The organism is Glycocaulis abyssi (assembly GCF_041429775.1).
GTDB classification, from domain to species: Bacteria; Pseudomonadota; Alphaproteobacteria; order Caulobacterales; family Maricaulaceae; genus Glycocaulis; species Glycocaulis abyssi.
In genome coordinates, this window is the sequence record NZ_CP163421.1 from 1,664,282 (window position 1) to 1,681,995 (window position 17,714).

The window sequence follows — 17,714 nt, forward strand, 5'->3', positions numbered from 1 at the left end:
GGCGCTAGCCTGCGTCATGGCCATCGTCAAAAATCGCCTCGATCGGCTGGCCGAACAGGCGCGCGATTTTAAAAGCCAGCGGCAAAGACGGGTCATATTTGCCGTTTTCCAGAGAGATGACGGTCTGGCGCGACACGTCCAGCTGCTCGGCCAGATGCGCCTGACTCCAGCCGCGCTCCCCGCGCAATTCCTTCAGCCGGTTATTCATTTGACGCGCCGGGTCAGGATACCCGCCACGACACCATAAATCGTGGCAAAGGCCGGGAAGAGGAATATCGCGCCGAATTCAGGCAAGTCCGAGTTCAGTGTCACCAGCGCCCAGAATGTTGCGAGGCACAGCACCGCACCCGCCGATATGGCTGTCGCGGTTATCATCAGCAAGCGGATCATCTCATCGCTCTCGACGATGATGAATATCCAAACGACCACCCATCCGGCAACCAGCCCGATCGGTAGACTCTGAATGAACCCTTTCAGAAAACCGTCAAGACCGGGAACGTAATGAATCGAGGCCATCAGAGCCGCCACATAGGCCATCACCAGACCGGTCTGCAGCGGGATCAGCCAGGCGGCCTTTATCTCATGGCGCGGGGCCGCTGGTGCATTGGCCGCCATTTGCGCGATACGGTTCTCGCGTGCCCAGAGCAGGAAGCTGACGATGGTTGCGCCACAGGTGACAGACAAGGTCACGGGCCCGCCAGCCCGGCCCACGAGCGCGAAGGTAAACGCCACAAACAGGCCGACGGTGAGTAAAAGCAGCAATATGGCCAGCGTGCCCGTTGTCCGGATCGGGTGGCGTACACGCGCCGGGGCGTTTCGGGACGATGTCATGATCCGGTCTCCGGTTCTGACGGGTCAGCGGTAGTAACGGCCGACGAGAAACAGCGAAATATAGTAGCCGGGTACCGCGATAAGTATGACCAGCATCGGGTCAAACCGCACGCCCAGCCCCAGATGAGCGGCGATGCCGCAGATGAAGGCGACATGCACCGCAAGTCCAAAACCTATCGCCCACGCGAGCACATGTATGCGCTGCTGAAGCTCGTCGAGCGAGCGTATCAGCGCGATCATCTCGAATACGACGGCGGCGATAAAGACGATAAGCAATATGACCATTGCCATGTTCAATCCGGCGCGTTCCGGCTGCCCTCCACCCACGCCGTAGAAGACCACGAAGCCCACCAGCAGAGCGGCCACCAGTCCAAGCGTTCGCCAGATATAGCGCCGGCGGGCGGCGGGCGGTGCGGTGTGGGCTTCGGGAATGAAATCGAACATCGTGTCCTCAGGCCTGATGCGCCTCACCACGCTTCCGGGCGCCAGTAAACAGGCGTACCAGCCAGTGGCGGTTGGCAAAAGCTGTCCAGCCCAGAACGAACATGGTCAGCCAGAAAAGCGCCTCGGTCGCCAGGGCCGCTGCAATCAGCGCAACCACAAAGACCGCCCGCGGCGCGTCCAAAAAATACGCGGCCCCCGCACCCGTCCATGCCAGCAATGTTGCCGAACCTGCCAGCACGACCAGACCGATGCGAAGTTTCTTTGAGAAAGTCATAATTCACCTCCGTTGTAAAGCGTGCTTTACGATATAGCGTCAAGCTCGCTTGACGTCAAGGGTGCTTTACAACTTTTTTGCGGAGCGGTGGATCAACCTTCGATGGCTTGAGCGGTGACCCCGTAGGAAGCACCTATAAGTGGTGCTGTGTCGTGAAATGAGTGGCATGGAGCTATGAAGTGCAGCTGGTCCCCGTCGCGATTTAGCTCTCGAACACCCTGAACGCCTTGAAGCTGAGCAACGGCTTCCTCCAACGCCGACTCTCGCAACTCGTCATCGATATTGGGCGCCACTGTGAGGATCATGCGGCAGCATGAGACCTCCGGAGCATCACAGGCCGCCAGAAACATGGCGGCAAGGAAGATCAGCTTTGCGGACGTCCGGATTACATGCGTGCCTTGTCACTCTGACCAGACGCGACTCTTTTTGTTATACAAATAATAACGCCTTAAAAAATGAACAGATAAGCCACAGAACAACAATATAATAAATGATACAAAAATTAATATATATTCGAAATATCCGAAAAACATCATGTGCACAAAAATAACAAATACTGGAGCAATCAGCGAGACATCATACCAATCATTCCACCACCTTAAATTCATTGTTACTACCTCACGAAAAAAATTATGAGCACCGTATACACGAGAAAATATACGAAGAACACAACGGATGCTTTCTTAAATTCTGCTTGTGATTTGCCCATTCGAACAATAACATATATGAATCCCATTGCTGTACACAAAATATAGAGATACATTCCTCTGAAGTCTAAAGCCATTTGTACTGAAACGGCAATTGCAACCAACCCTAGAAGCAGCAACAAGAAAATTCGCATTTTGTAACTACCCAAGACCGTTCATTCGAAACAACTTGCGCATGCCCGCATCCCGTTCAATTTCATCTGCTGCTGAGCTGGCGCATCAGGGTCGCCTTATGCGGCATAAGGGTCGGTCTGGCATGATCTGTTAATCCACTATCGCAACTCACGAATGATCAGCTCGATTTCCGGCCGCTTCAAGTGCGACCCACAAGAAAAAACCGGGCCCCTTTCGGAGCCCGGCCTTTCCGGCATTCCTGCAATGAGTGCGCCTACTTGTTCGGTTGCGGCGTGACGCGCAGGTATGGCTTGATCTTCCTGTAGCCCTTGGGGAAGAGCTTGTCGGCGTCTTCATCGGAGAGGCTTGGCACCACGATCACGTCATCGCCATCGGTCCAGTTCACCGGCGTGGCCACCTTGTAGCCATCGGTGAGCTGCAACGAGTTGATCAGGCGCAGCACTTCGGTGAAATTGCGCCCTGCGCTCGGCGGATAGGTGAAGGTGGCGCGGATCTTCTTGTTCGGGTCGATCACATAGACGGCGCGCACCGTTACCTTGGGATCGGCCTTCGGGTGGATCATCGTGTAAAGGGTGGAGACCTCCTTGTTCACGTCCGCGATGATCGGGAAGTTCATCGCCGTGCCCTGGGTTTCCTCGATATCCTTGATCCACGCCTTGTGCTGGTCGAGCGGATCGACCGACAGCGCGATGGCCTTGGCGTTTCTCTTGGCAAACTCGTCTTTCAGCTTGGCGGTAAAGCCGAGCTCGGTGGTGCAGACGGGCGTGAAATCAGCCGGGTGGGAGAAGAACACCACCCATTTATCGCCGATCCAGTCATGGAAGCGGATAGGGCCTTCGGTGGTGTCGGCGGTGAAGTCCGGGGCGGTATCGCCGAGGAGAAGGGACATGCAGATGCTCCAGATTGTTTGCTGGCGGAACGTTAAGCGCTTTACTTAGGAAGCGGGCTTGGGCGATGTAAGGCCATCGCCCCTCCACCCCTCATTCAGAATTACTGGCGGACCCATTATGCCCAGCCTCATCATCATGCGCCATGCCAAAGCCGTCGACCGGATGGAGGCCGAGGACGATTTCGAACGCGGGCTCACGCCGCGCGGTCACGCAGATGCCGCGCGCGCCGCACAGGAAATGCACAATGCAGGGCTTAGGGCCGATTTCGCACTGGTCTCCCCTGCCCGGCGCACACGCGAGACCTACAAGCCGCTGGCCGCCATCTTCCCCGATGCAGTGATCGAAGACCCGATGGCGCTCTACCATGCCTCACGCGAAATGCTGGAGCGGGCCGTGACCGAAGCGCTGGAAGCCGGCGTGAAGGCTATCGTTCTGGTCGGGCATAATCCCGGCATAGGCGAATTTGCCCACGGGCTTGCGGCGCGGGCCGAAGCGATGGAGGGCGTGCCCTATGGCTGGCCGACCAGCGCCGCCATCGCCTTTGATCTGGCCGATGCCAGCCTGACCCGGCCCACCCGCACCTTCCTGTTCAATCCGAAGGCGTAGCCGGAATCGATTCGCCCTAAGGGTTAATTTGCGTTAACCATACCGGCCGTTTCGCGAGGAACAGGCTGCTATGGGGCATATTGCCGGGCATAGACCGCGTCACGCACCGTCACTGGCGTCCACCCCGGTCAGTGCGATCATGGCCACACGCAGCCATTCGCAGGCATACCGGGCTGCCTACGCCCTTGCAGACCAAACCCCGCAGGCCAGCGCCGCCCATCCGCTGGGTGTGCCTCATGTCCTGTGGGCCGGGCCTGCCAGCTTTCTGGTCATTCTGGAGCTGATAAGTGCAGGCGCCGGGCTGGCCGTGCTGGGCCTGCTGGCGGCCTTCCTGTTTTTAGGGGTTGCCGGCCTGCGCCTGGCCGCTTCGATGCTGCCCGCCCATACCAGCGCGCGCCGCACAGTGCTTACCCATGCCCTGCCCTCGGTAACCGTGCTGGTAGCGCTTCACCGGGAGGCATCTGTCGTTGCCGGTCTGGTAGAGCAGCTGGCGCGCATGGACTATCCGCGCGACCGGATGGACGTCGCCCTCGCCATAGAGGCCGATGACTGGGAGACGTTGCGCGCCGCCCACGCGGCCGCGAAAGCCAATGCCAGCCGCCTGCCCGTGCGCGTCATGGCGGTACCGCCCGTGGGGCCGCGCACCAAACCCAAAGCCCTCAATTTCGCGCTGCAGCGCACGACGGGCGAGCTGGTCGCCGTCTATGACGCGGAGGACGCCCCTGCCCCGCAGCAGCTGCGCGCCGCGGCAGAAGCGTTTGCCGCAGACCCGGCGCTGGGCTGCGTGCAGGCCCCTCTGGGCTGGTATAATCGGTCGGAAAACTGGCTGACGCGCATGTTCGCGCTGGAATATGCCGCACAATTCCATGTTCTGCTGCCGCTTTTCCTGCGGATGGGCTGGCCGCTGCCGCTGGGCGGCACCAGCAATGTCTTCTCGCGCGATGCACTTCTGGTCTGCGGGGGCTGGGACGCCCACAATGTCACCGAGGATGCGGATCTGGGCTTCCGTCTGGCGCGCCATGGCTGGAAGACCGGCATGGTGACGCATGGCACGCTGGAGGAAGCGCCTGTTACGCGCCGAGCCTGGACGCACCAGCGCAGCCGCTGGCTGAAAGGTCATGCGATCAGCTGGTGTGTGCAGATGCGCCAGCCCGGCGGGCTCGTCAGCGAGAGCGGATTTGGCGGACTTGTATCCCTGCAGGCATCACTGGGCATGAATGTCCTGAGTGCGCTGGCGCACGGGCCGGCGGCTCTCTTCGTCATCTGGATGACCGCCAGCAGCCTTGCCGCCGCCAGCCTGCCCTGGATCGTGCTGCCTGCGCTGGCCGGATACGGCGCGGCGATACTGGCAGCGGCCACTGGCGCACGCCGGGCGGGGTTCAAGCCGCTGGCGCGCGATCTTGCCATGCTGCCCGCCTACTGGCTCTTGCAGACGCCCGCCGCCATCCGGGGCTTGCGCGAGATTGGCAGCCAACCTTATGTGTGGGCGAAGACCGAACACGGCATTACCGCCCAGCACAGGATGGCCCCCGATGAGCCTTACCCTCACGCTCATCCTGATGATTGCGGGGCTGGCCCTGTTCGCCTTCAGCGCGTGGCGTAGCGGACGGCCGTGGAACCCGGTGCACGGGCCACGCATGGTGCCGTGGACGCTGATCTGCATCGCTCTTGCGATCTTCCTGCTGCTCTTGCTGGCCCATTTGCTCAGCTTTATCGGCATTGAAACCGGCCAGCGCGTGCGCACCTTCTAGAAAGATAGCGCGATCAGCCAGACAAACAGCGCGGCGAAAAACGCGATCAGCAGCCACCGGCCCCAGCGGGGCAGCCACAGCCAGCCCGCCACGATCCGGTCGCCCACCGCATAGAGCACCAGCCCCATGGCGAAATAGCGCAGGCCCCGCCCCAGCGTGATCGCCAGCGCGAACCACACCCCGCCAACGCCCGCCAGCCCTGCTGCCAGGCTGGTCAGCTGTACCGGCACAGGCGTCAGCATGGCGGCAAACACCGCCAGTGCGCCGCCCGTCTCGATGCGCGCACGCGCGTCTGACAGGGTTGCCGCCGCGCCGCTATCGTCAACGATCATCGGTGCAATGGCATCAAAGGCCAGCCGGGCGAGCGTGTAGACCAGCAGGCCGCCCAGAATCGACCCCAGGGCCGCTGCTGCCGCAGCCGGAAAGACAAAGCGGCGCCCGCGCAGCATCTGGGCGGCCAGCGGCAGGGCGACCGGCCAGGGAAAGATCGTGGAATCGATGAAAGAGCCAACGAAAAGGGCAGGCACGGCCCATTTCCCCCTCGCCGCGCGTATCAGGCGCAAGCGGACCAGCCGCACGGTGCGCGACCACCCTGAGGGGCGCGATCTCGATGCGGGGCGGGTATCGGGCTTGCTCATCACCAGCCGGTCTTTACCCGCTTGGCAGCGGTGCGCAAAAGCGGCCTAACGCCGCTACCCACCCGGCAGGCCGGTCTGGAAGCTTTCCACCAGAGAGCCGGTCACCAGACGCCAGCCATCAACCAGCACGAAGAAGATCAGCTTGAATGGCAGCGAGATGATGATCGGCGGCAGCATCATCATGCCCATCGACATCAGGATGGAGGCCACCACCAGGTCGATAATCAGGAAGGGGATGAAAAGCAGAAAACCGATCTCGAAGGCCCGGCGCAGCTCTGAAATCATGAAGGCGGGCGCGACCACATGCAGCGGCGTGGCTTCAGGCGTTTCCACCTCCACCTGCGCGATGTCGAAAAACAGCGCCAGATCATCCTCGCGCGTATGGGCGAGCATGAACATCTTCACCGGCGAGGTGGTGCGCTCGAACGCCTCCTCGGTTTCGATCTCGCCATCAAGATAGGGCTGGATGCCCTCGCCATAGGCTTGCGTGAACACCGGCGCCATGATGAAGGCGGTGAGGAACAGGGCGAGCGAAACCAGCACCGCATTGGGCGGGCTCTGCTGCAGGCCGACCGCCGTGCGCAGCAGGGACAGCACGACGATAATGCGCACAAAGCTCGTCGTCATGATGAGGATGGACGGAGCCAGCGACAGCACCGTCAACAGGATGACGAGCTGGATCACCCGCTCGGTCAGGCCATCCTCCTCGCCGACATCAATGCTGATTGACTGCGCCTCGGCCATGCCGCCAAACGCCAGCCCGGCCAGCAGCAGGGCGAGCGCGAGGCTCCACAGGAGCGCCGGTCCGGACCGCAACCACGCCATCAGGTTGGATCCTCCGGCGCGGTGCCATCGGCCATGCCCGGCTCTACCGGTTCAAAGCGCGGCGGGGCGGGGCGGCGGTCGAGCACGGTCTCGCCAGCCAACCCCAGCAGAATCACATGCTCCTCATCATCCACGCGCACCAGCACCACGCGGCGGCGCGGATCGAGCATGAGGGTGGAGGCCACTTCCATGCGGCGCGGCGCATTGGAGCGCTGAATGCTGGGCAGAAAGTGAGCCAGCCCTGCCCGCCTCGCCAGCAGTGCCAGCCCGCCAAGCAGGCCCAGCACGAGCAGAAGCGCCGCGAAATAGCGTCCGAAATCCATTACGTCCATCTGGCGCGCTCCCCGGCGGACAGGCGCAGCCCCTCGGCACCAATCCCTTCTTGCGGACTTCAATCGCTAGCGGGAGTCGCGGCTTTGGTTAAGCCACTCTTAACCGCATCAGCACAAGGCTTGGATTGGAGCCTTATGCGCGCCAGAACGGCCAGCGCGAAAACAGGAAGCAAAACGCATGCGTCCGGATGACATTCCAGTCCTTGGCATTCTGCGCCAGGCGCTCGGCTATCACTCCGACCGCCAGCGCGTGATCGCGGAAAACGTCGCCAACGCCAATACGCCCGGCTATGTCCCCGGCGACATTCCGCAAAGCGAGTTCGAGCGCGCCCTGTCCGGCGCGGAGACCACCCGCCGGGTCACGCTGAGCGCCACTGAAGCGGGCCATATTCAGGGGCGGGTCAATTCTGGCGGATCGGGCGCATGGCGCTCCATGGCAACGCCGGATAGCGAAACCACGATCAACGGCAATTCGGTCGTGCTGGAAGAGCAGATGGTGCGCTCCGGCGAGAACCGGATGCGCTTTGAAACCGCGCTGGGGCTTTACCAGAAGAGCCTGTCACTCATCCGCATGGCGGCCAGAGGGCCGGGCGCGTAAGGCAAGGGAAGGATATAAGCCATGTCCAACAACGCATCAGATACCTTGCAGATCGCCGCGGCGGGCCTTCGTGCCCAGTCCGCGCGCATGCGCATCATTGCGGAGAACCTGGCCAATGCATCCTCTACCGGGCGCACGCCGGACGAAGACCCCTATCAGCGCCAGATGCCGGTTTTCCGCGCCGAGCTGGACCGGGTTACCGGGGCCAACCTTGTGCGCATGGCCGACGTGCGCGCCGACGAATCGGATTTCCGTATGGTCTATGAGCCGGGCCACCCGGCCGCCAACGGCGAGGGCTATGTGCGCTATCCCAATGTCTCCAGCCTGATCGAGCTGATGGACATGCGCGAGGCACAGCGCTCCTACGAGGCGAACATGAACATGGTGGAAGGCACGCGGCGCATGATGGAGCGCACGCTGGACCTTCTGCGCCGCTAGAGAATTGACCGGAGACTGAACGATGGATCTTGCAGCCATCCGCGCCTATGCACAGGCCGCCCGCCAGGTGTCCGACCCGAATGCCGCCAGCGCTGCCAGCGCAGGCAATCCGGTCGCATCCGGCTTTGGCGACATGGTAATGAACGCGCTGAGCGAAACGCAGGCCGTCATGCAGGCATCAGAAAGCCTGACCGCGCAGAACGCCGCCGGACAGGCCGAGCTGGTTGATGTCGTCACCGCCATGGCCGCCGCAGAGGTGCAGCTGGAAACCGTCATCGCCGTGCGCGATCAGGTGATCCGGGCCTATCAGGAAATCCTGCGCATGCCGATCTAGGGCAGACCGTCCGTCAAGTCTCAGGACGGCCCCTGCCCCTCGCCTGCCTCGAAGCGGCGTGCAAACCCTGCCAGAAACGCATCCATCGTGCCCCGGCTGGCGAGGCTGGAGACCAGCTCTGTCAGCCGCCGGTCGCCCGGCGCTGGCAGTTCGGTCGTGACAAGGCTGAAGCCCCCGCGATGGCGGGTTGTGGCCATGGCCTCGCCATAGCGCGCCTCGATCCGTTCCAGTGATCCGCTATCGCCTACAAGCGCATAGGCAATCGCCGCGCGCATGACATCACGCGATTCGGTGTCACTCAGGGGGCCGTCCTCGCGCCAACGCGCGCCCAGCACCGCTTCCAGTCCGCGCGCGGCACCCGCCCAGTCGCGCTGCTCCCAGGCGATATCAGCGCGCAGGCGGCGCGCCGGGGCGCTGTCATCATCACCAATCATTTCCAGCGCATGGTCCGCCCGGCCAATCCCGGCCATGGCGCGCGCTTCCAGCAGGCGGCGCTCTGTAACCAGCGCGGATGCCAGCCCGGTCACACGGGTGGCACGCAACGTGCGCAGCGCCTCCTCATGGCGGCGGCCCATCAGATAGATGACGGCCAGATCCGATGCGATGGCAGCGCGCGCCTGCGCGGGCATGGAGCGGTTATCGACCTGATGCTGGAGAAGCTGCGCGGCCGGGTCGAGCAAATCCACCGCCACCAGACGCTCGGCCACGCGGCGCACCATCCGGTCACCATCCGCGCCCTGCGGGGTCAGGGATGCGTACTCGTTGAAGAGCGACAGAGCCTCCAGCGGCGACATGCGCGCGGCCTCATCATCCAGAAACAGCCGGCGGAACAGGGCGTCCATGTCCGAGGCGATGCGCCGCGCCGTGGCGCTGCCCGGCTGGCGCAGACGCGCCTGGCTCATCACTTCGAGCGCCTCGCCATAGCGGCCGGCTTCGGCGTAGAGCGCGCCCAGCTGGCGGGCCGCTTCTAGCTCGGTATCATCGCCGCGCCAGCGCAAGGCGGTGCTGGCCAGCGTATCGGCGGCCTGTGTGGGCGCTATGCGTTCTTCTGCCAGCTCCAGACGCACCTGATTGAGCAGGGACACCGCCTGAATGGGCAGCCACGGGTCTTCAGCCAGAGCGGCGAAACGCCTGATCGCCTCGTCATTGCGCCCGGACAGCGCCGCCACGCGCGCGGCGGCAAATTCGGCTTCGGCGCGCGCCTGCGGATCGTCCAGCTGGGGGTCGATCCCATCAAGCAGACGCAAGGCCGTGCCGATATCGCCCGTCTCGGCTGCGGCGCGGGCATGGGCTGCCTGAATGCGCGCGCGCCAGAGCGGATCGAGGAAGAAGCCCGTTCCTTCGGCGGCATCGAACCGGCGGCGCGCTTCGGCCCAGTCCGACCGGCGTGCGGCTATCAGCCCGCGCCAGGGCTGTACGGCCGGGTCTTCATTGAGGGCGGAGCCGGAAAGAAACACTTCGGCGCGCGGCAGGCGGCCCATCATCAGCATGGCGATACCGTTTATAACACGCAGCTCCACACTGTCGGCCAGCTCGCCATCGCCCTGCGCTGCCAGCCGTGCCGCGCCCAGCGCTTCGGGTGCCAGCTCCCACGCCAGATAGAAGCGGGCCAGATTGAGAAGTTCGTTCGGCTCCCCGCCAGAGGCACGATACAGGGCGCGCGTCAGGCCGCTCTGATAATCTTCGTTCCCCCGCCATGCCACGAGATCAGTAAACGCGGGCGAGGTCGGCATTACCGCATCAGCCATGGATGCCGGCCCGCCAGAGCGCGACAGGGCCATGCCGCCCGGCCGGGACAGCTGCGCGCCGCCCTCCAGCAGGGTCAGTTCCAGATCGTCCGCCAGCGGTTGCACTGCAACGCCGTGCACCGATGGCAATATGTGCGCCTCGACCATGCGGTAGGGCAGAAGAACACCGCTCTTGGCCCCATCGGCGGTCAGCACCAGAAGGCTGTCGCCCATCACGGGATCATCAATCCTGACGGCAGAGCGCGCGCCCTCCTGACCAATGCGCAGGCGGGCCGGTTCGCCGGGCGGCGTCTCGCGCATCAGCACGACCGGGCGTGAGGGCTGGTCAATGCTGTCGCGCAGGCCGACCGTCCAAGTGGCGCCCGCCGCAACAGGGTCAGGCAGGGTGGCTTCGGCCGCTTCGATACGCAGCGCGGTATAATCCTCTCCGGCCACGACCTGATATCTGCGTACATGGCGGCGCGGGGCGTCAGACAGCTCCGACACATCCAGCTCGGCGCGCGCGTCGAACACCAGCCACACGGCTTCGGGGCGGCGGAAAACGGCCAGTCCCGGCAGGTGCGCCCACTCAAAGTGCAAAAGCGCATCATTGCCGCTGCGCGTCAGGCGCACGCGCACAATACCGCTTTCCGGCACCGGGTCCGGGCGGATCCCCGCCACGGCCACCGGTTCCGGCTCGGGCGCTTGCGGCTCGCCGGCGGGCGGCGTCTCCGGCTCAAGCCCGCCCAGCGCGGCCAGCAGGGCTTCAGGCGACACATGACCCTCAGGCAGCACATCCAGCACGATGCGGCGGCCATCCTCATCGTCCCACGCGCGGGCCGAAGCACCCTCGTCGAGGCGCAGCGAGATCGTCAGACCGCCATCCTCGTTGGCACCGCGCAGCTGCCCGATCAGGCGGGGCGGGCTGGCAGAAAGCTGGCGCAGATCAACTTCGCCCGGCGCATCAAAACGCAGGATCGCGCGGCGATTACCGGTTTCCAGCGCATAGCCGGTGGGCGACGGCCATGAGAATTCGATCCGGGTATATTCCGCCGCCTCGCCGGTGCGCACGGCAACATTGGCCGGCGGGGGCGGCGCATTGGCCGCCGCGGCGCGCTCGGCAGCGGCCTGCGCCTCGGCACGGGCGTTGCGCTCGAACTGCGACACGATGGGCGCAGGCGCGGACGCGCCGGGTGCTGTCAGATCAATGGCGATGACATTGTGCGAGATGCTGACATGCGGCTCGGCCTCACGATTCAGCGCAAGGCGCAAGGTGCGGCCATCCTCGTCCAGACGCGCCATGGCCGCCAGCCCGCCAGTCTGGGCGGGAATGGACGGGGCATCGAAATAGACAGGCTGTGAAAAGCGCGCGACGAGCACCGCGCCAGCGGCAATTTCAGCCTCCGCCGACAGATCGCCGCCCATGGATTCAGGATAGGTGATGACCAGACGCGTGCTGGCAGGGGTGCGCTCCACGCCAACGCTGCCCGTCACCTGCGCCCACGCGCCCTGGGTCAGCCCCGCAAGGAGCAACGCCACCGCAAGGATGGCAGGTCTAGCTGTCCCGGCCGGCAAGGCGGGCCTCCACCTCGGTCTGGGTTTCAGGCGGATTGGCACGCGAGCGCAGCCGCAAGGTCAGCTCCGCCGCGAAGCCGGGGTCCATCTCCGCCAGGATCGCCGCATAGCGCCGCGCCTGATCGCGCTGCAGGGATTCAGCCAGCAGGACCAGCGTATCCTCGTCCATGCGCGACATGATCGCGGCTGCGTTTTCCGGCTCCAGCTGGGCGTAGACCGAAACGATCTCGCCAACGCGGCGCTCGCGCTCGGTTTCCAGCGTACCCAGAAGCGTTTCCAGGCTGGTCTCCAGCGCTTCCATGCGCGCGATACGCGCCTCGATGCGCTGTTCGGCAACTTCCAGCAGCGCCTCGCGGGTATCGAGATCCTCCTCGCGCATATCCAGCTCCACGCGCCGGTTCTCCACCAGCTCGCACAGCTGGAACTGGGAGCGCGTCACGTTGAACTCATCGGGTTCAGGTTCAAACACGGGCGCAGGCGTCACGGCTGGCGGCGCGGTTTCAGGCTGGTCTTCCGGCTCCGCGCGCGGGGCCAGCACTTGCGGCTCGTCTGCGCCTTGCGTGCTCATCAGCGCCACGGCGCTGTCGGCCAGCGACACTGATTTGAGCGCAAACATGGCCGCCAGCAATATCGCAATCACGGCAAGGGGACGAAGGCCGGGCATGGATCAGACTTCTCCTAGCGCAGTGTCTTGAGGTGTTCGCGCTCACGCGGATGCTGTGCGCCTTCGCGTTCACGGGGCAGCTCGCTGGCCGCCTGCGGGCGGCGGGCGCGCTCAAAACGGTCAAGACGCGTCTCGCCTGCACTAGTGAGAAGACGCAGCTCATCAGCCAGCGCCCGCGCTTCAACTGTGCGGTGCTCGAGCACCTCGCCAGTTTCTTTCGAGGCCCGGTCCAGCGCGGCGAGGCCAGCGCGCGCGCGGTCCACCGCATCATTGAGCGCAGATACGGTCTCCTTGAGTCCGTCCTGCCCGTCGCGCAGGGCTTTGAGCCGCCGGTCGACGCGCCAGCACATCACCGCGGCGCCCACCAGAAGGACACCGATCAGCGCTTCGAACAGGAAGGCGGCCATGCTCATGTGAACCTCGTCAGGGTGCGCCGTGCGGCGGGTGTCAGCGGCGAATCAAGGCGCACGGCCACGTTATGGGCCAGGCGGCCCATGCGCCCGCGCGTCAGTGGAATGGTGCCGCAGCGCAGCTCGACGGCGCTATCGGGTCCGGCATCAAGCATAATGGTGTCCCCGACCTGAAGTTTCATGATCTCGCCAAGGGGCCGCTGCAATTCGTCAACGACGGCGTGAACCTCCATCTGCGTGGACCACAGCTCGGTCGCGAGGTGGCTTTCCCAGATATTGTCCCGTCCGAACTTCTCCCCCATGAATTGCTGGAGGAGCATTTTGCGGATGGGCTCAAGCGTCGCATAGGGAAGAAGAAGCTCGATTCGCCCGCCGCGGTCCTCCATATCGATGCGCAGCTTGACGAGAATGGCTGCATTGGCAGGCCGGGCGATGGCGGCAAAGCGCGGATTGGTCTCCACCCGGTCGAGGGTGAAGTCCACTTCGGTCAGCGGCGCAAACGCCTGCTTGGCGTCGGCCAGCACCACTTCGATCATGCGCTGGACCAGTGTGCGCTCAATGGTCGTGTAGGGCCGCCCCTCGATACGCATGGCGCTGGTACCGCGCCGCCCGCCCAGAAGCACGTCCACCACCGAGTAGATCAGGTTGGAATCGACCGTCAGCAGTCCGTAATTGTCCAGCTGCTGCGCCCGGAACACCGACAGGATGGCAGGCAGCGGAATGGAGTTGAGATAGTCGCCAAAGCGGATGGAGGAGATATTGTCGAGGCTCACCTCCACGTTGTCGGAGGTGAAATTGCGCAAAGATGTCGTCATCAGCCGCACAAGGCGGTCAAAGACGATCTCCAGCATGGGCAGGCGCTCATAGGAGACGAGCGCGGAGTTGATGATCGCGCGTATGCCGGAGCGCTCGGCTCCGTCCTCGTCCGAGACGGAGAAGCCCAGAAGGCTGTCGATCTCGTCCTGATTGAGGATACGCTCAGGGCCTTGTGCGCCCTGCTGGGGCAGGAAGGTCTCGCCATCGGCGCCGACCATGGCCTCCCATTCAGACGCAAGCGCATCCGAACCGGCAGCATCAAAGTCGGGCTGTTCGGCGCTGGCGGCCGCTTCCCATTCAGCGGCCAAGGCTTCCTGATCTACATCACTCATCGCGCAATCCGGTCTTTATCTCTTCGTGTGAACGGGCTGTATCAGGTCTGGGTTATCAGGATTTCAGTCAGCAGGACGCGGTCCACCTGGGCGGGCGCAATCGCCAGATTGGTCCGGCGCAGCAATTCCAGGCGCAGGCGGTGCTGGCCGGCAGACCCGGCAATATCGTCAGGGGTCAGCTCGCGCAGGAAGCCCTGATACTGGTCGAGAATGCGCTGCATACCCGCCTGCAGGGCCAGCTCCACCGCCGGATCCGTGAACTCGAAGCTCACTTTCAGCGTCAGGATCGGCCGCGTATTGCCCGAGCCGGAAATCTGCACGACCAGCGGCTGCTCGATTTCAAAGCTGTGAAGGTCCGGCCGGATCTCGGCCATCTCCGCCTCGCCCTCGCCATCCAGCGCCTCGTCGTCATCACCGCCACCGCCAAACAGGAAGAGCCCGCCAGCTACCAGCGCCAGAATGAGGATGACGGCCGGCAGACCGATGAACAGCGCCAGCTTCTTGATATCAGGCTTTGATTTGCCTTCGCCCTCGGCATTCTCGCCGTCCGCTGCGTCTTCGTTTTCGTCGTTTTCTTCGGCCATGATGATCCCGCCAGATCGCACTGATTCACGCTTCATCAAGGATTAGGGGGCGTCCCGGTTAACGATCCGTTGGGAAAGTCTCCCGATAGGCAGTTTTTTCCGCATTGAACTGCATTGCCTGCCGGGCCTGGCGGTTTATGCCGCATGACCTTCGACACAACCCATTGTAATTAATCGACATTAACCATGGCACGGCCCTTGCGATGGACCGGCCAGCGCGGCTGGCAAAAGTCCGGTCGTACGCGGCACACGGCCAGAAAGGGCGAGGACGGCGCGATGGACAACATGATGATGATAGGTCTGAGCCAGCAGCAGGTGCTGCGCCGGGCCATGGACATCACTGCCAACAATATCGCGAACGTTTCGACGGCCGGGTTCAAGGCCGAGCAGTTGCTGGTCGAAGCGGACCCCTATACCCGCGCCCGCGCCGAGGATGGCCCTGCCCGCCTGAACTATGTCGCCGAGTGGGGCATGGGCCGCGATTTCAGCCAGGGCTCGCTGGAGCAGACCGGCCGCCCGCTGGACGTTGCCATCACCGGCGATGGCTTCTTCACGATTGATACGCCGCAAGGCGAGCGCTTTACCCGCGATGGCCGGTTTTCCATGGATGCCGCCGGCACGCTCACTTCGGCCAATGGCGCGCCCGTGCTGGGCGAAGGCGGCGCACCCATCACCATCGACCCGGAAGCGGGGCCTGTCACGATCCTTGCCAATGGCGAGGTCAGCCAGGACGGGCTTGTCGCGGGCCGCATCGCCATTACCCGGTTCGAGGATAATGGCCTGCTCTCCAAGATTGGCGACAATCTCTACACCGCCCCGGAGGACGCGCCGCGCGAACTCGCGCTCGAACCGGTCATCCGGCAGGGATTTGTCGAAAGCTCCAATGTGCGCCCGATCATGGAGATCACCTCCATGATGGAAGTGTCGCGCGCCTACTCATCCGTTACCCGCATGCTCCAGCAGGCCGACGAGCTCAGCCGCAAGGCCATCGAGCGTCTTGGCCGGCCCGGCTAGTGAATTACTGACAAGGAAACCCAACTGATGCGCGCACTGTCTACCGCCGCCACGGGAATGGAAGCCCAGCAGCTCAATGTCGAGGTGATCGCCCACAACCTCGCCAACATGAACACGACCGCCTTCAAGCGGCAGCGTGCCGAGTTTCAGGATCTGCTCTACCAGAATATGGGCCAGGTCGGGGCTGCCAGCTCTGATGCGGGCACCATCGTGCCGACCGGCCTGCAGATCGGTCTGGGTGTGCAGGCTGGCTCAGTCTACCGCATCACCGAGCAGGGCAGCCTCTCACAGACCGGCAATGAGCTGGATCTGGCGATTTCAGGGCGGGGTTATTTCCGCATCGAGCTGCCCAATGGCGGCGAAGCCTATACCCGCTCAGGCAGCTTCTCGCGCAGCCCGGAAGGCCAGCTTGTCACCTCTGACGGCTATCTGGTCATGCCGGGCATCGCCATCCCGGAAGAGGCGCGACGGGTGGACGTCAACCAGCAGGGGCAGGTCCAGGTGATGATGGACGGCGATGCCGAGCCTCAAATCCTCGGCCAGCTGGAGCTTATCACCTTTGCCAATGAGGCGGGCCTCGAGGCGGCGGGCGACAATCTCTACCTCGAAACCGCCGCCTCCGGCGCGGCCAATGTCGGCGTACCCGGCCAGCCGGGCTTCGGCATCATCCGGCAGGGTTTCGTGGAAACCTCCAATGTAGACGCCGTCACCGAAATCACCGCGCTGATCCGCGCCCAGCGGGCCTACGAGATGAATGCCCGCGTCATCAGCGCCGCCGACGAAATGCTCGCCGCTTCTGCAAATCTCCGCTAGCCCACACCTGCAAGGCAAGGATAGCCGCCATGATGCGCATGCTCACCGCCGCCCTGATCCTCGCGATCCTCGGCACCGCCTATGCCGCCGCCCAGCAGAACGTGCTTCTGCGCGAACGGGTGGTGGTCGAGGGGGCCGTTGTCACGCTGGGCGATCTGTTCGAAGGGGTCGAGGGCGAGGCGGCACAGGTCACGCTGGCACGCGCACCGCAGCCAGGCGCGCGCACCTTCCTGGACCCGGCCTGGGTCAGCCGTCAGGCCAGCCGGAACGGACTGGAATGGGCAAACGCCACCGGCATTGAACGCGTTGCCGTGGAGCGCGCCTCGCAAAGCCTGTCGGCGGGCGATATTGCCGAGCTGATTGCCGCGCACATGTACCGCGAGACCGGGCGCAGCCATGAAGTCACCTTGTCCAACCGCATGATGTCCATCCACGCGCCGATTGATGCCGCCGCCGCGCCAGAGATTGTCCGTCTGGAGCTGGATGGCCGCACCGGGCCTTTCCGCGCCGAAATCCGCAGCCATGAGGGCGGCGATCCTGTCACCGTGACGGGCCGCGCCGACCCCGTGCTGGACGTGCCGGTACTGGCCCGCCCGCTGGCGCGCGGCGAGGTGATCGAGGCTGGCGATATCGAATGGGTGCGCATGCGCTCTGACCGTATCCGCGCCGACGCCATCACCAGCGAGACCGCCCTTGTCGGTCAGGAAGCGCGCCGCGCCCTGCGGGCCGGTGAGGCGCTTCGCGGCTATGATTTGCGCGAACCGGCCGCCATCACGCGCGGCGAAACGGTGGCGCTGGTCTTCCAGTCCGGCCCGCTGACACTGACCGCGCGCGCACGCGCGCTTGAAAATGCCGCGCTCGGCCAGACCGCGCGCTTTGTGAACCTGCAATCGAACCGCACCGTTGAAGGTGTGGTCGAGGGCCCGGGCCGCGCGCGCGTGACGGGTGCTTCCGGCCACATTTTCTAACCGTCAGG

22 protein-coding genes are annotated in these 17,714 nt (G+C 64.0%); 9 read left to right on the forward strand and 13 right to left on the reverse strand.

Annotated features, from left to right (window positions below):
* Positions 1 to 4: 4 nt before the first annotated feature.
* From AB6B38_RS08095 to AB6B38_RS08115, 5 genes are all read right to left on the reverse strand, one after another.
* Positions 5 to 208, reverse strand: coding sequence for a helix-turn-helix transcriptional regulator (locus AB6B38_RS08095; RefSeq protein WP_371392343.1), 204 nt, complete (start codon positions 206 to 208; stop codon positions 5 to 7).
* Positions 205 to 831, reverse strand: coding sequence for a hypothetical protein (locus AB6B38_RS08100; RefSeq protein WP_371392344.1), 627 nt, complete (start codon positions 829 to 831; stop codon positions 205 to 207). Before AB6B38_RS08100 ends, AB6B38_RS08095 begins: the two co-directional genes overlap by 4 nt.
* 24 nt (positions 832 to 855) lie before the next feature.
* On the reverse strand, positions 856 to 1,275 hold the full coding sequence (locus AB6B38_RS08105) for a hypothetical protein (protein ID WP_371392345.1): 420 nt from the start codon (positions 1,273 to 1,275) through the stop codon (positions 856 to 858).
* Between the two features lie 7 nt (positions 1,276 to 1,282).
* Positions 1,283 to 1,549: a hypothetical protein gene (locus tag AB6B38_RS08110; RefSeq protein WP_371392346.1), complete on the reverse strand. Its 267-nt coding sequence runs from the start codon at positions 1,547 to 1,549 to the stop codon at positions 1,283 to 1,285.
* Between the two features lie 1,095 nt (positions 1,550 to 2,644).
* A complete protein-coding gene (locus AB6B38_RS08115; protein WP_371392347.1) occupies positions 2,645 to 3,280 on the reverse strand; it encodes a peroxiredoxin in 636 nt (211 codons plus the stop codon).
* A 118-nt stretch (positions 3,281 to 3,398) separates the two neighbouring features.
* Between AB6B38_RS08115 and AB6B38_RS08120 the strand changes: the two genes are divergently transcribed.
* From AB6B38_RS08120 to AB6B38_RS08130, 3 genes are all read left to right on the forward strand, one after another.
* A complete protein-coding gene (locus AB6B38_RS08120; RefSeq protein WP_371392348.1) occupies positions 3,399 to 3,887 on the forward strand; it encodes a histidine phosphatase family protein in 489 nt (162 codons plus the stop codon).
* 139 nt (positions 3,888 to 4,026) lie between these two features.
* Complete coding sequence (locus tag AB6B38_RS08125) at positions 4,027 to 5,490, forward strand: glycosyltransferase (RefSeq protein WP_371392349.1); 1,464 nt, start codon at positions 4,027 to 4,029, stop codon at positions 5,488 to 5,490.
* Positions 5,420 to 5,638, forward strand: coding sequence for a hypothetical protein (locus tag AB6B38_RS08130; protein ID WP_371392350.1), 219 nt, complete (start codon positions 5,420 to 5,422; stop codon positions 5,636 to 5,638). The genes AB6B38_RS08125 and AB6B38_RS08130 overlap by 71 nt, the downstream gene beginning before the upstream one ends.
* On the opposite strand, the gene AB6B38_RS08135 is transcribed toward AB6B38_RS08130, so the two are convergent.
* The 3 genes from AB6B38_RS08135 to AB6B38_RS08145 all read right to left on the reverse strand — a co-directional run bounded on the left by AB6B38_RS08135 (position 5,635) and on the right by AB6B38_RS08145 (position 7,433).
* The gene (locus AB6B38_RS08135; protein WP_371392351.1) at positions 5,635 to 6,276 is read right to left on the reverse strand and encodes a YqaA family protein; all 642 of its coding nucleotides are present in this window, start codon (positions 6,274 to 6,276) and stop codon (positions 5,635 to 5,637) included. The two genes, AB6B38_RS08130 and AB6B38_RS08135, sit on opposite strands and share 4 nt — an antisense overlap.
* A gap of 54 nt (positions 6,277 to 6,330) precedes the next feature.
* On the reverse strand, positions 6,331 to 7,020 hold the full coding sequence (gene fliP, locus AB6B38_RS08140; protein WP_371395080.1) for a flagellar type III secretion system pore protein FliP: 690 nt from the start codon (positions 7,018 to 7,020) through the stop codon (positions 6,331 to 6,333).
* An 80-nt stretch (positions 7,021 to 7,100) separates the two neighbouring features.
* Complete coding sequence (locus AB6B38_RS08145) at positions 7,101 to 7,433, reverse strand: flagellar biosynthetic protein FliO (RefSeq protein WP_371392352.1); 333 nt, start codon at positions 7,431 to 7,433, stop codon at positions 7,101 to 7,103.
* A 178-nt stretch (positions 7,434 to 7,611) separates the two neighbouring features.
* On the opposite strand from AB6B38_RS08145, the gene flgB reads away from it, so the two are divergent.
* Genes flgB through fliE form a run of 3 tightly spaced genes read left to right on the forward strand, consistent with a single transcriptional unit; the run spans position 7,612 to position 8,803 of the window.
* Positions 7,612 to 8,031 (forward strand): flagellar basal body rod protein FlgB, encoded by a 420-nt coding sequence (gene flgB, locus AB6B38_RS08150; RefSeq protein WP_371392353.1) that lies wholly within the window; start codon positions 7,612 to 7,614, stop codon positions 8,029 to 8,031.
* A 21-nt stretch (positions 8,032 to 8,052) separates the two neighbouring features.
* A complete protein-coding gene (gene flgC / locus AB6B38_RS08155; RefSeq protein WP_371392354.1) occupies positions 8,053 to 8,469 on the forward strand; it encodes a flagellar basal body rod protein FlgC in 417 nt (138 codons plus the stop codon).
* A gap of 22 nt (positions 8,470 to 8,491) precedes the next feature.
* On the forward strand, positions 8,492 to 8,803 hold the full coding sequence (gene fliE / locus AB6B38_RS08160; protein WP_371392355.1) for a flagellar hook-basal body complex protein FliE: 312 nt from the start codon (positions 8,492 to 8,494) through the stop codon (positions 8,801 to 8,803).
* Between the two features lie 20 nt (positions 8,804 to 8,823).
* On the opposite strand, the gene AB6B38_RS08165 is transcribed toward fliE, so the two are convergent.
* From AB6B38_RS08165 to AB6B38_RS08185, 5 genes are read right to left on the reverse strand one after another with little or no spacing between them, the layout of a single operon-like run.
* Positions 8,824 to 12,105: a hypothetical protein gene (locus tag AB6B38_RS08165; protein WP_371392356.1), complete on the reverse strand. Its 3,282-nt coding sequence runs from the start codon at positions 12,103 to 12,105 to the stop codon at positions 8,824 to 8,826.
* The gene (locus AB6B38_RS08170) at positions 12,086 to 12,769 is read right to left on the reverse strand and encodes a MotE family protein (protein ID WP_371392357.1); all 684 of its coding nucleotides are present in this window, start codon (positions 12,767 to 12,769) and stop codon (positions 12,086 to 12,088) included. Before AB6B38_RS08170 ends, AB6B38_RS08165 begins: the two co-directional genes overlap by 20 nt.
* A gap of 14 nt (positions 12,770 to 12,783) precedes the next feature.
* Complete coding sequence (locus tag AB6B38_RS08175) at positions 12,784 to 13,182, reverse strand: DUF6468 domain-containing protein (RefSeq protein ID WP_371392358.1); 399 nt, start codon at positions 13,180 to 13,182, stop codon at positions 12,784 to 12,786.
* Complete coding sequence (gene fliM, locus AB6B38_RS08180) at positions 13,179 to 14,327, reverse strand: flagellar motor switch protein FliM (RefSeq protein ID WP_371392359.1); 1,149 nt, start codon at positions 14,325 to 14,327, stop codon at positions 13,179 to 13,181. Before fliM ends, AB6B38_RS08175 begins: the two co-directional genes overlap by 4 nt.
* Before the next feature lie 41 nt (positions 14,328 to 14,368).
* Complete coding sequence (locus AB6B38_RS08185; RefSeq protein ID WP_371392361.1) at positions 14,369 to 14,911, reverse strand: flagellar basal body-associated FliL family protein; 543 nt, start codon at positions 14,909 to 14,911, stop codon at positions 14,369 to 14,371.
* A gap of 186 nt (positions 14,912 to 15,097) precedes the next feature.
* Between AB6B38_RS08185 and flgF the strand changes: the two genes are divergently transcribed.
* The 3 genes from flgF to flgA are packed head-to-tail and all read left to right on the forward strand — an operon-like array spanning position 15,098 to position 17,706.
* Complete coding sequence (gene flgF, locus AB6B38_RS08190; RefSeq protein ID WP_371392362.1) at positions 15,098 to 15,925, forward strand: flagellar basal-body rod protein FlgF; 828 nt, start codon at positions 15,098 to 15,100, stop codon at positions 15,923 to 15,925.
* Between the two features lie 27 nt (positions 15,926 to 15,952).
* Positions 15,953 to 16,738, forward strand: coding sequence for a flagellar basal-body rod protein FlgG (gene flgG, locus AB6B38_RS08195; RefSeq protein WP_371392363.1), 786 nt, complete (start codon positions 15,953 to 15,955; stop codon positions 16,736 to 16,738).
* A gap of 29 nt (positions 16,739 to 16,767) precedes the next feature.
* Positions 16,768 to 17,706, forward strand: coding sequence for a flagellar basal body P-ring formation chaperone FlgA (gene flgA, locus AB6B38_RS08200; RefSeq protein WP_371392365.1), 939 nt, complete (start codon positions 16,768 to 16,770; stop codon positions 17,704 to 17,706).
* Positions 17,707 to 17,714: the final 8 nt, after the last annotated feature.

Excerpts from the sequence above, each read along its gene's own strand:
- AB6B38_RS08115 (WP_371392347.1), bottom strand. The coding sequence starts at position 3,280 with ATGTCCCTTCTCCTCGGCGATACCGCCCCGGACTTCACCGCCGACACC.
- fliM (WP_371392359.1), bottom strand. The coding sequence starts at position 14,327 with ATGAGTGATGTAGATCAGGAAGCCTTGGCCGCTGAATGGGAAGCGGCC.
- AB6B38_RS08095 (WP_371392343.1), bottom strand. The coding sequence starts at position 208 with ATGAATAACCGGCTGAAGGAATTGCGCGGGGAGCGCGGCTGGAGTCAG.
- AB6B38_RS08130 (WP_371392350.1), top strand. The coding sequence starts at position 5,420 with ATGAGCCTTACCCTCACGCTCATCCTGATGATTGCGGGGCTGGCCCTG.
- fliE (WP_371392355.1), top strand. The coding sequence starts at position 8,492 with ATGGATCTTGCAGCCATCCGCGCCTATGCACAGGCCGCCCGCCAGGTG.
- flgB (WP_371392353.1), top strand. The coding sequence starts at position 7,612 with ATGCGTCCGGATGACATTCCAGTCCTTGGCATTCTGCGCCAGGCGCTC.
- flgC (WP_371392354.1), top strand. The coding sequence starts at position 8,053 with ATGTCCAACAACGCATCAGATACCTTGCAGATCGCCGCGGCGGGCCTT.
- flgF (WP_371392362.1), top strand. The coding sequence starts at position 15,098 with ATGGCACGGCCCTTGCGATGGACCGGCCAGCGCGGCTGGCAAAAGTCC.
- AB6B38_RS08135 (WP_371392351.1), bottom strand. The coding sequence starts at position 6,276 with ATGAGCAAGCCCGATACCCGCCCCGCATCGAGATCGCGCCCCTCAGGG.
- AB6B38_RS08125 (WP_371392349.1), top strand. The coding sequence starts at position 4,027 with ATGGCCACACGCAGCCATTCGCAGGCATACCGGGCTGCCTACGCCCTT.
- AB6B38_RS08100 (WP_371392344.1), bottom strand. The coding sequence starts at position 831 with ATGACATCGTCCCGAAACGCCCCGGCGCGTGTACGCCACCCGATCCGG.
- AB6B38_RS08145 (WP_371392352.1), bottom strand. The coding sequence starts at position 7,433 with ATGGACGTAATGGATTTCGGACGCTATTTCGCGGCGCTTCTGCTCGTG.
- AB6B38_RS08110 (WP_371392346.1), bottom strand. The coding sequence starts at position 1,549 with ATGACTTTCTCAAAGAAACTTCGCATCGGTCTGGTCGTGCTGGCAGGT.
- AB6B38_RS08105 (WP_371392345.1), bottom strand. The coding sequence starts at position 1,275 with ATGTTCGATTTCATTCCCGAAGCCCACACCGCACCGCCCGCCGCCCGC.
- flgA (WP_371392365.1), top strand. The coding sequence starts at position 16,768 with ATGATGCGCATGCTCACCGCCGCCCTGATCCTCGCGATCCTCGGCACC.
- fliP (WP_371395080.1), bottom strand. The coding sequence starts at position 7,020 with ATGGCCGAGGCGCAGTCAATCAGCATTGATGTCGGCGAGGAGGATGGC.
- AB6B38_RS08170 (WP_371392357.1), bottom strand. The coding sequence starts at position 12,769 with ATGCCCGGCCTTCGTCCCCTTGCCGTGATTGCGATATTGCTGGCGGCC.
- flgG (WP_371392363.1), top strand. The coding sequence starts at position 15,953 with ATGCGCGCACTGTCTACCGCCGCCACGGGAATGGAAGCCCAGCAGCTC.
- AB6B38_RS08120 (WP_371392348.1), top strand. The coding sequence starts at position 3,399 with ATGCCCAGCCTCATCATCATGCGCCATGCCAAAGCCGTCGACCGGATG.
- AB6B38_RS08185 (WP_371392361.1), bottom strand. The coding sequence starts at position 14,911 with ATGGCCGAAGAAAACGACGAAAACGAAGACGCAGCGGACGGCGAGAAT.
- AB6B38_RS08175 (WP_371392358.1), bottom strand. The coding sequence starts at position 13,182 with ATGAGCATGGCCGCCTTCCTGTTCGAAGCGCTGATCGGTGTCCTTCTG.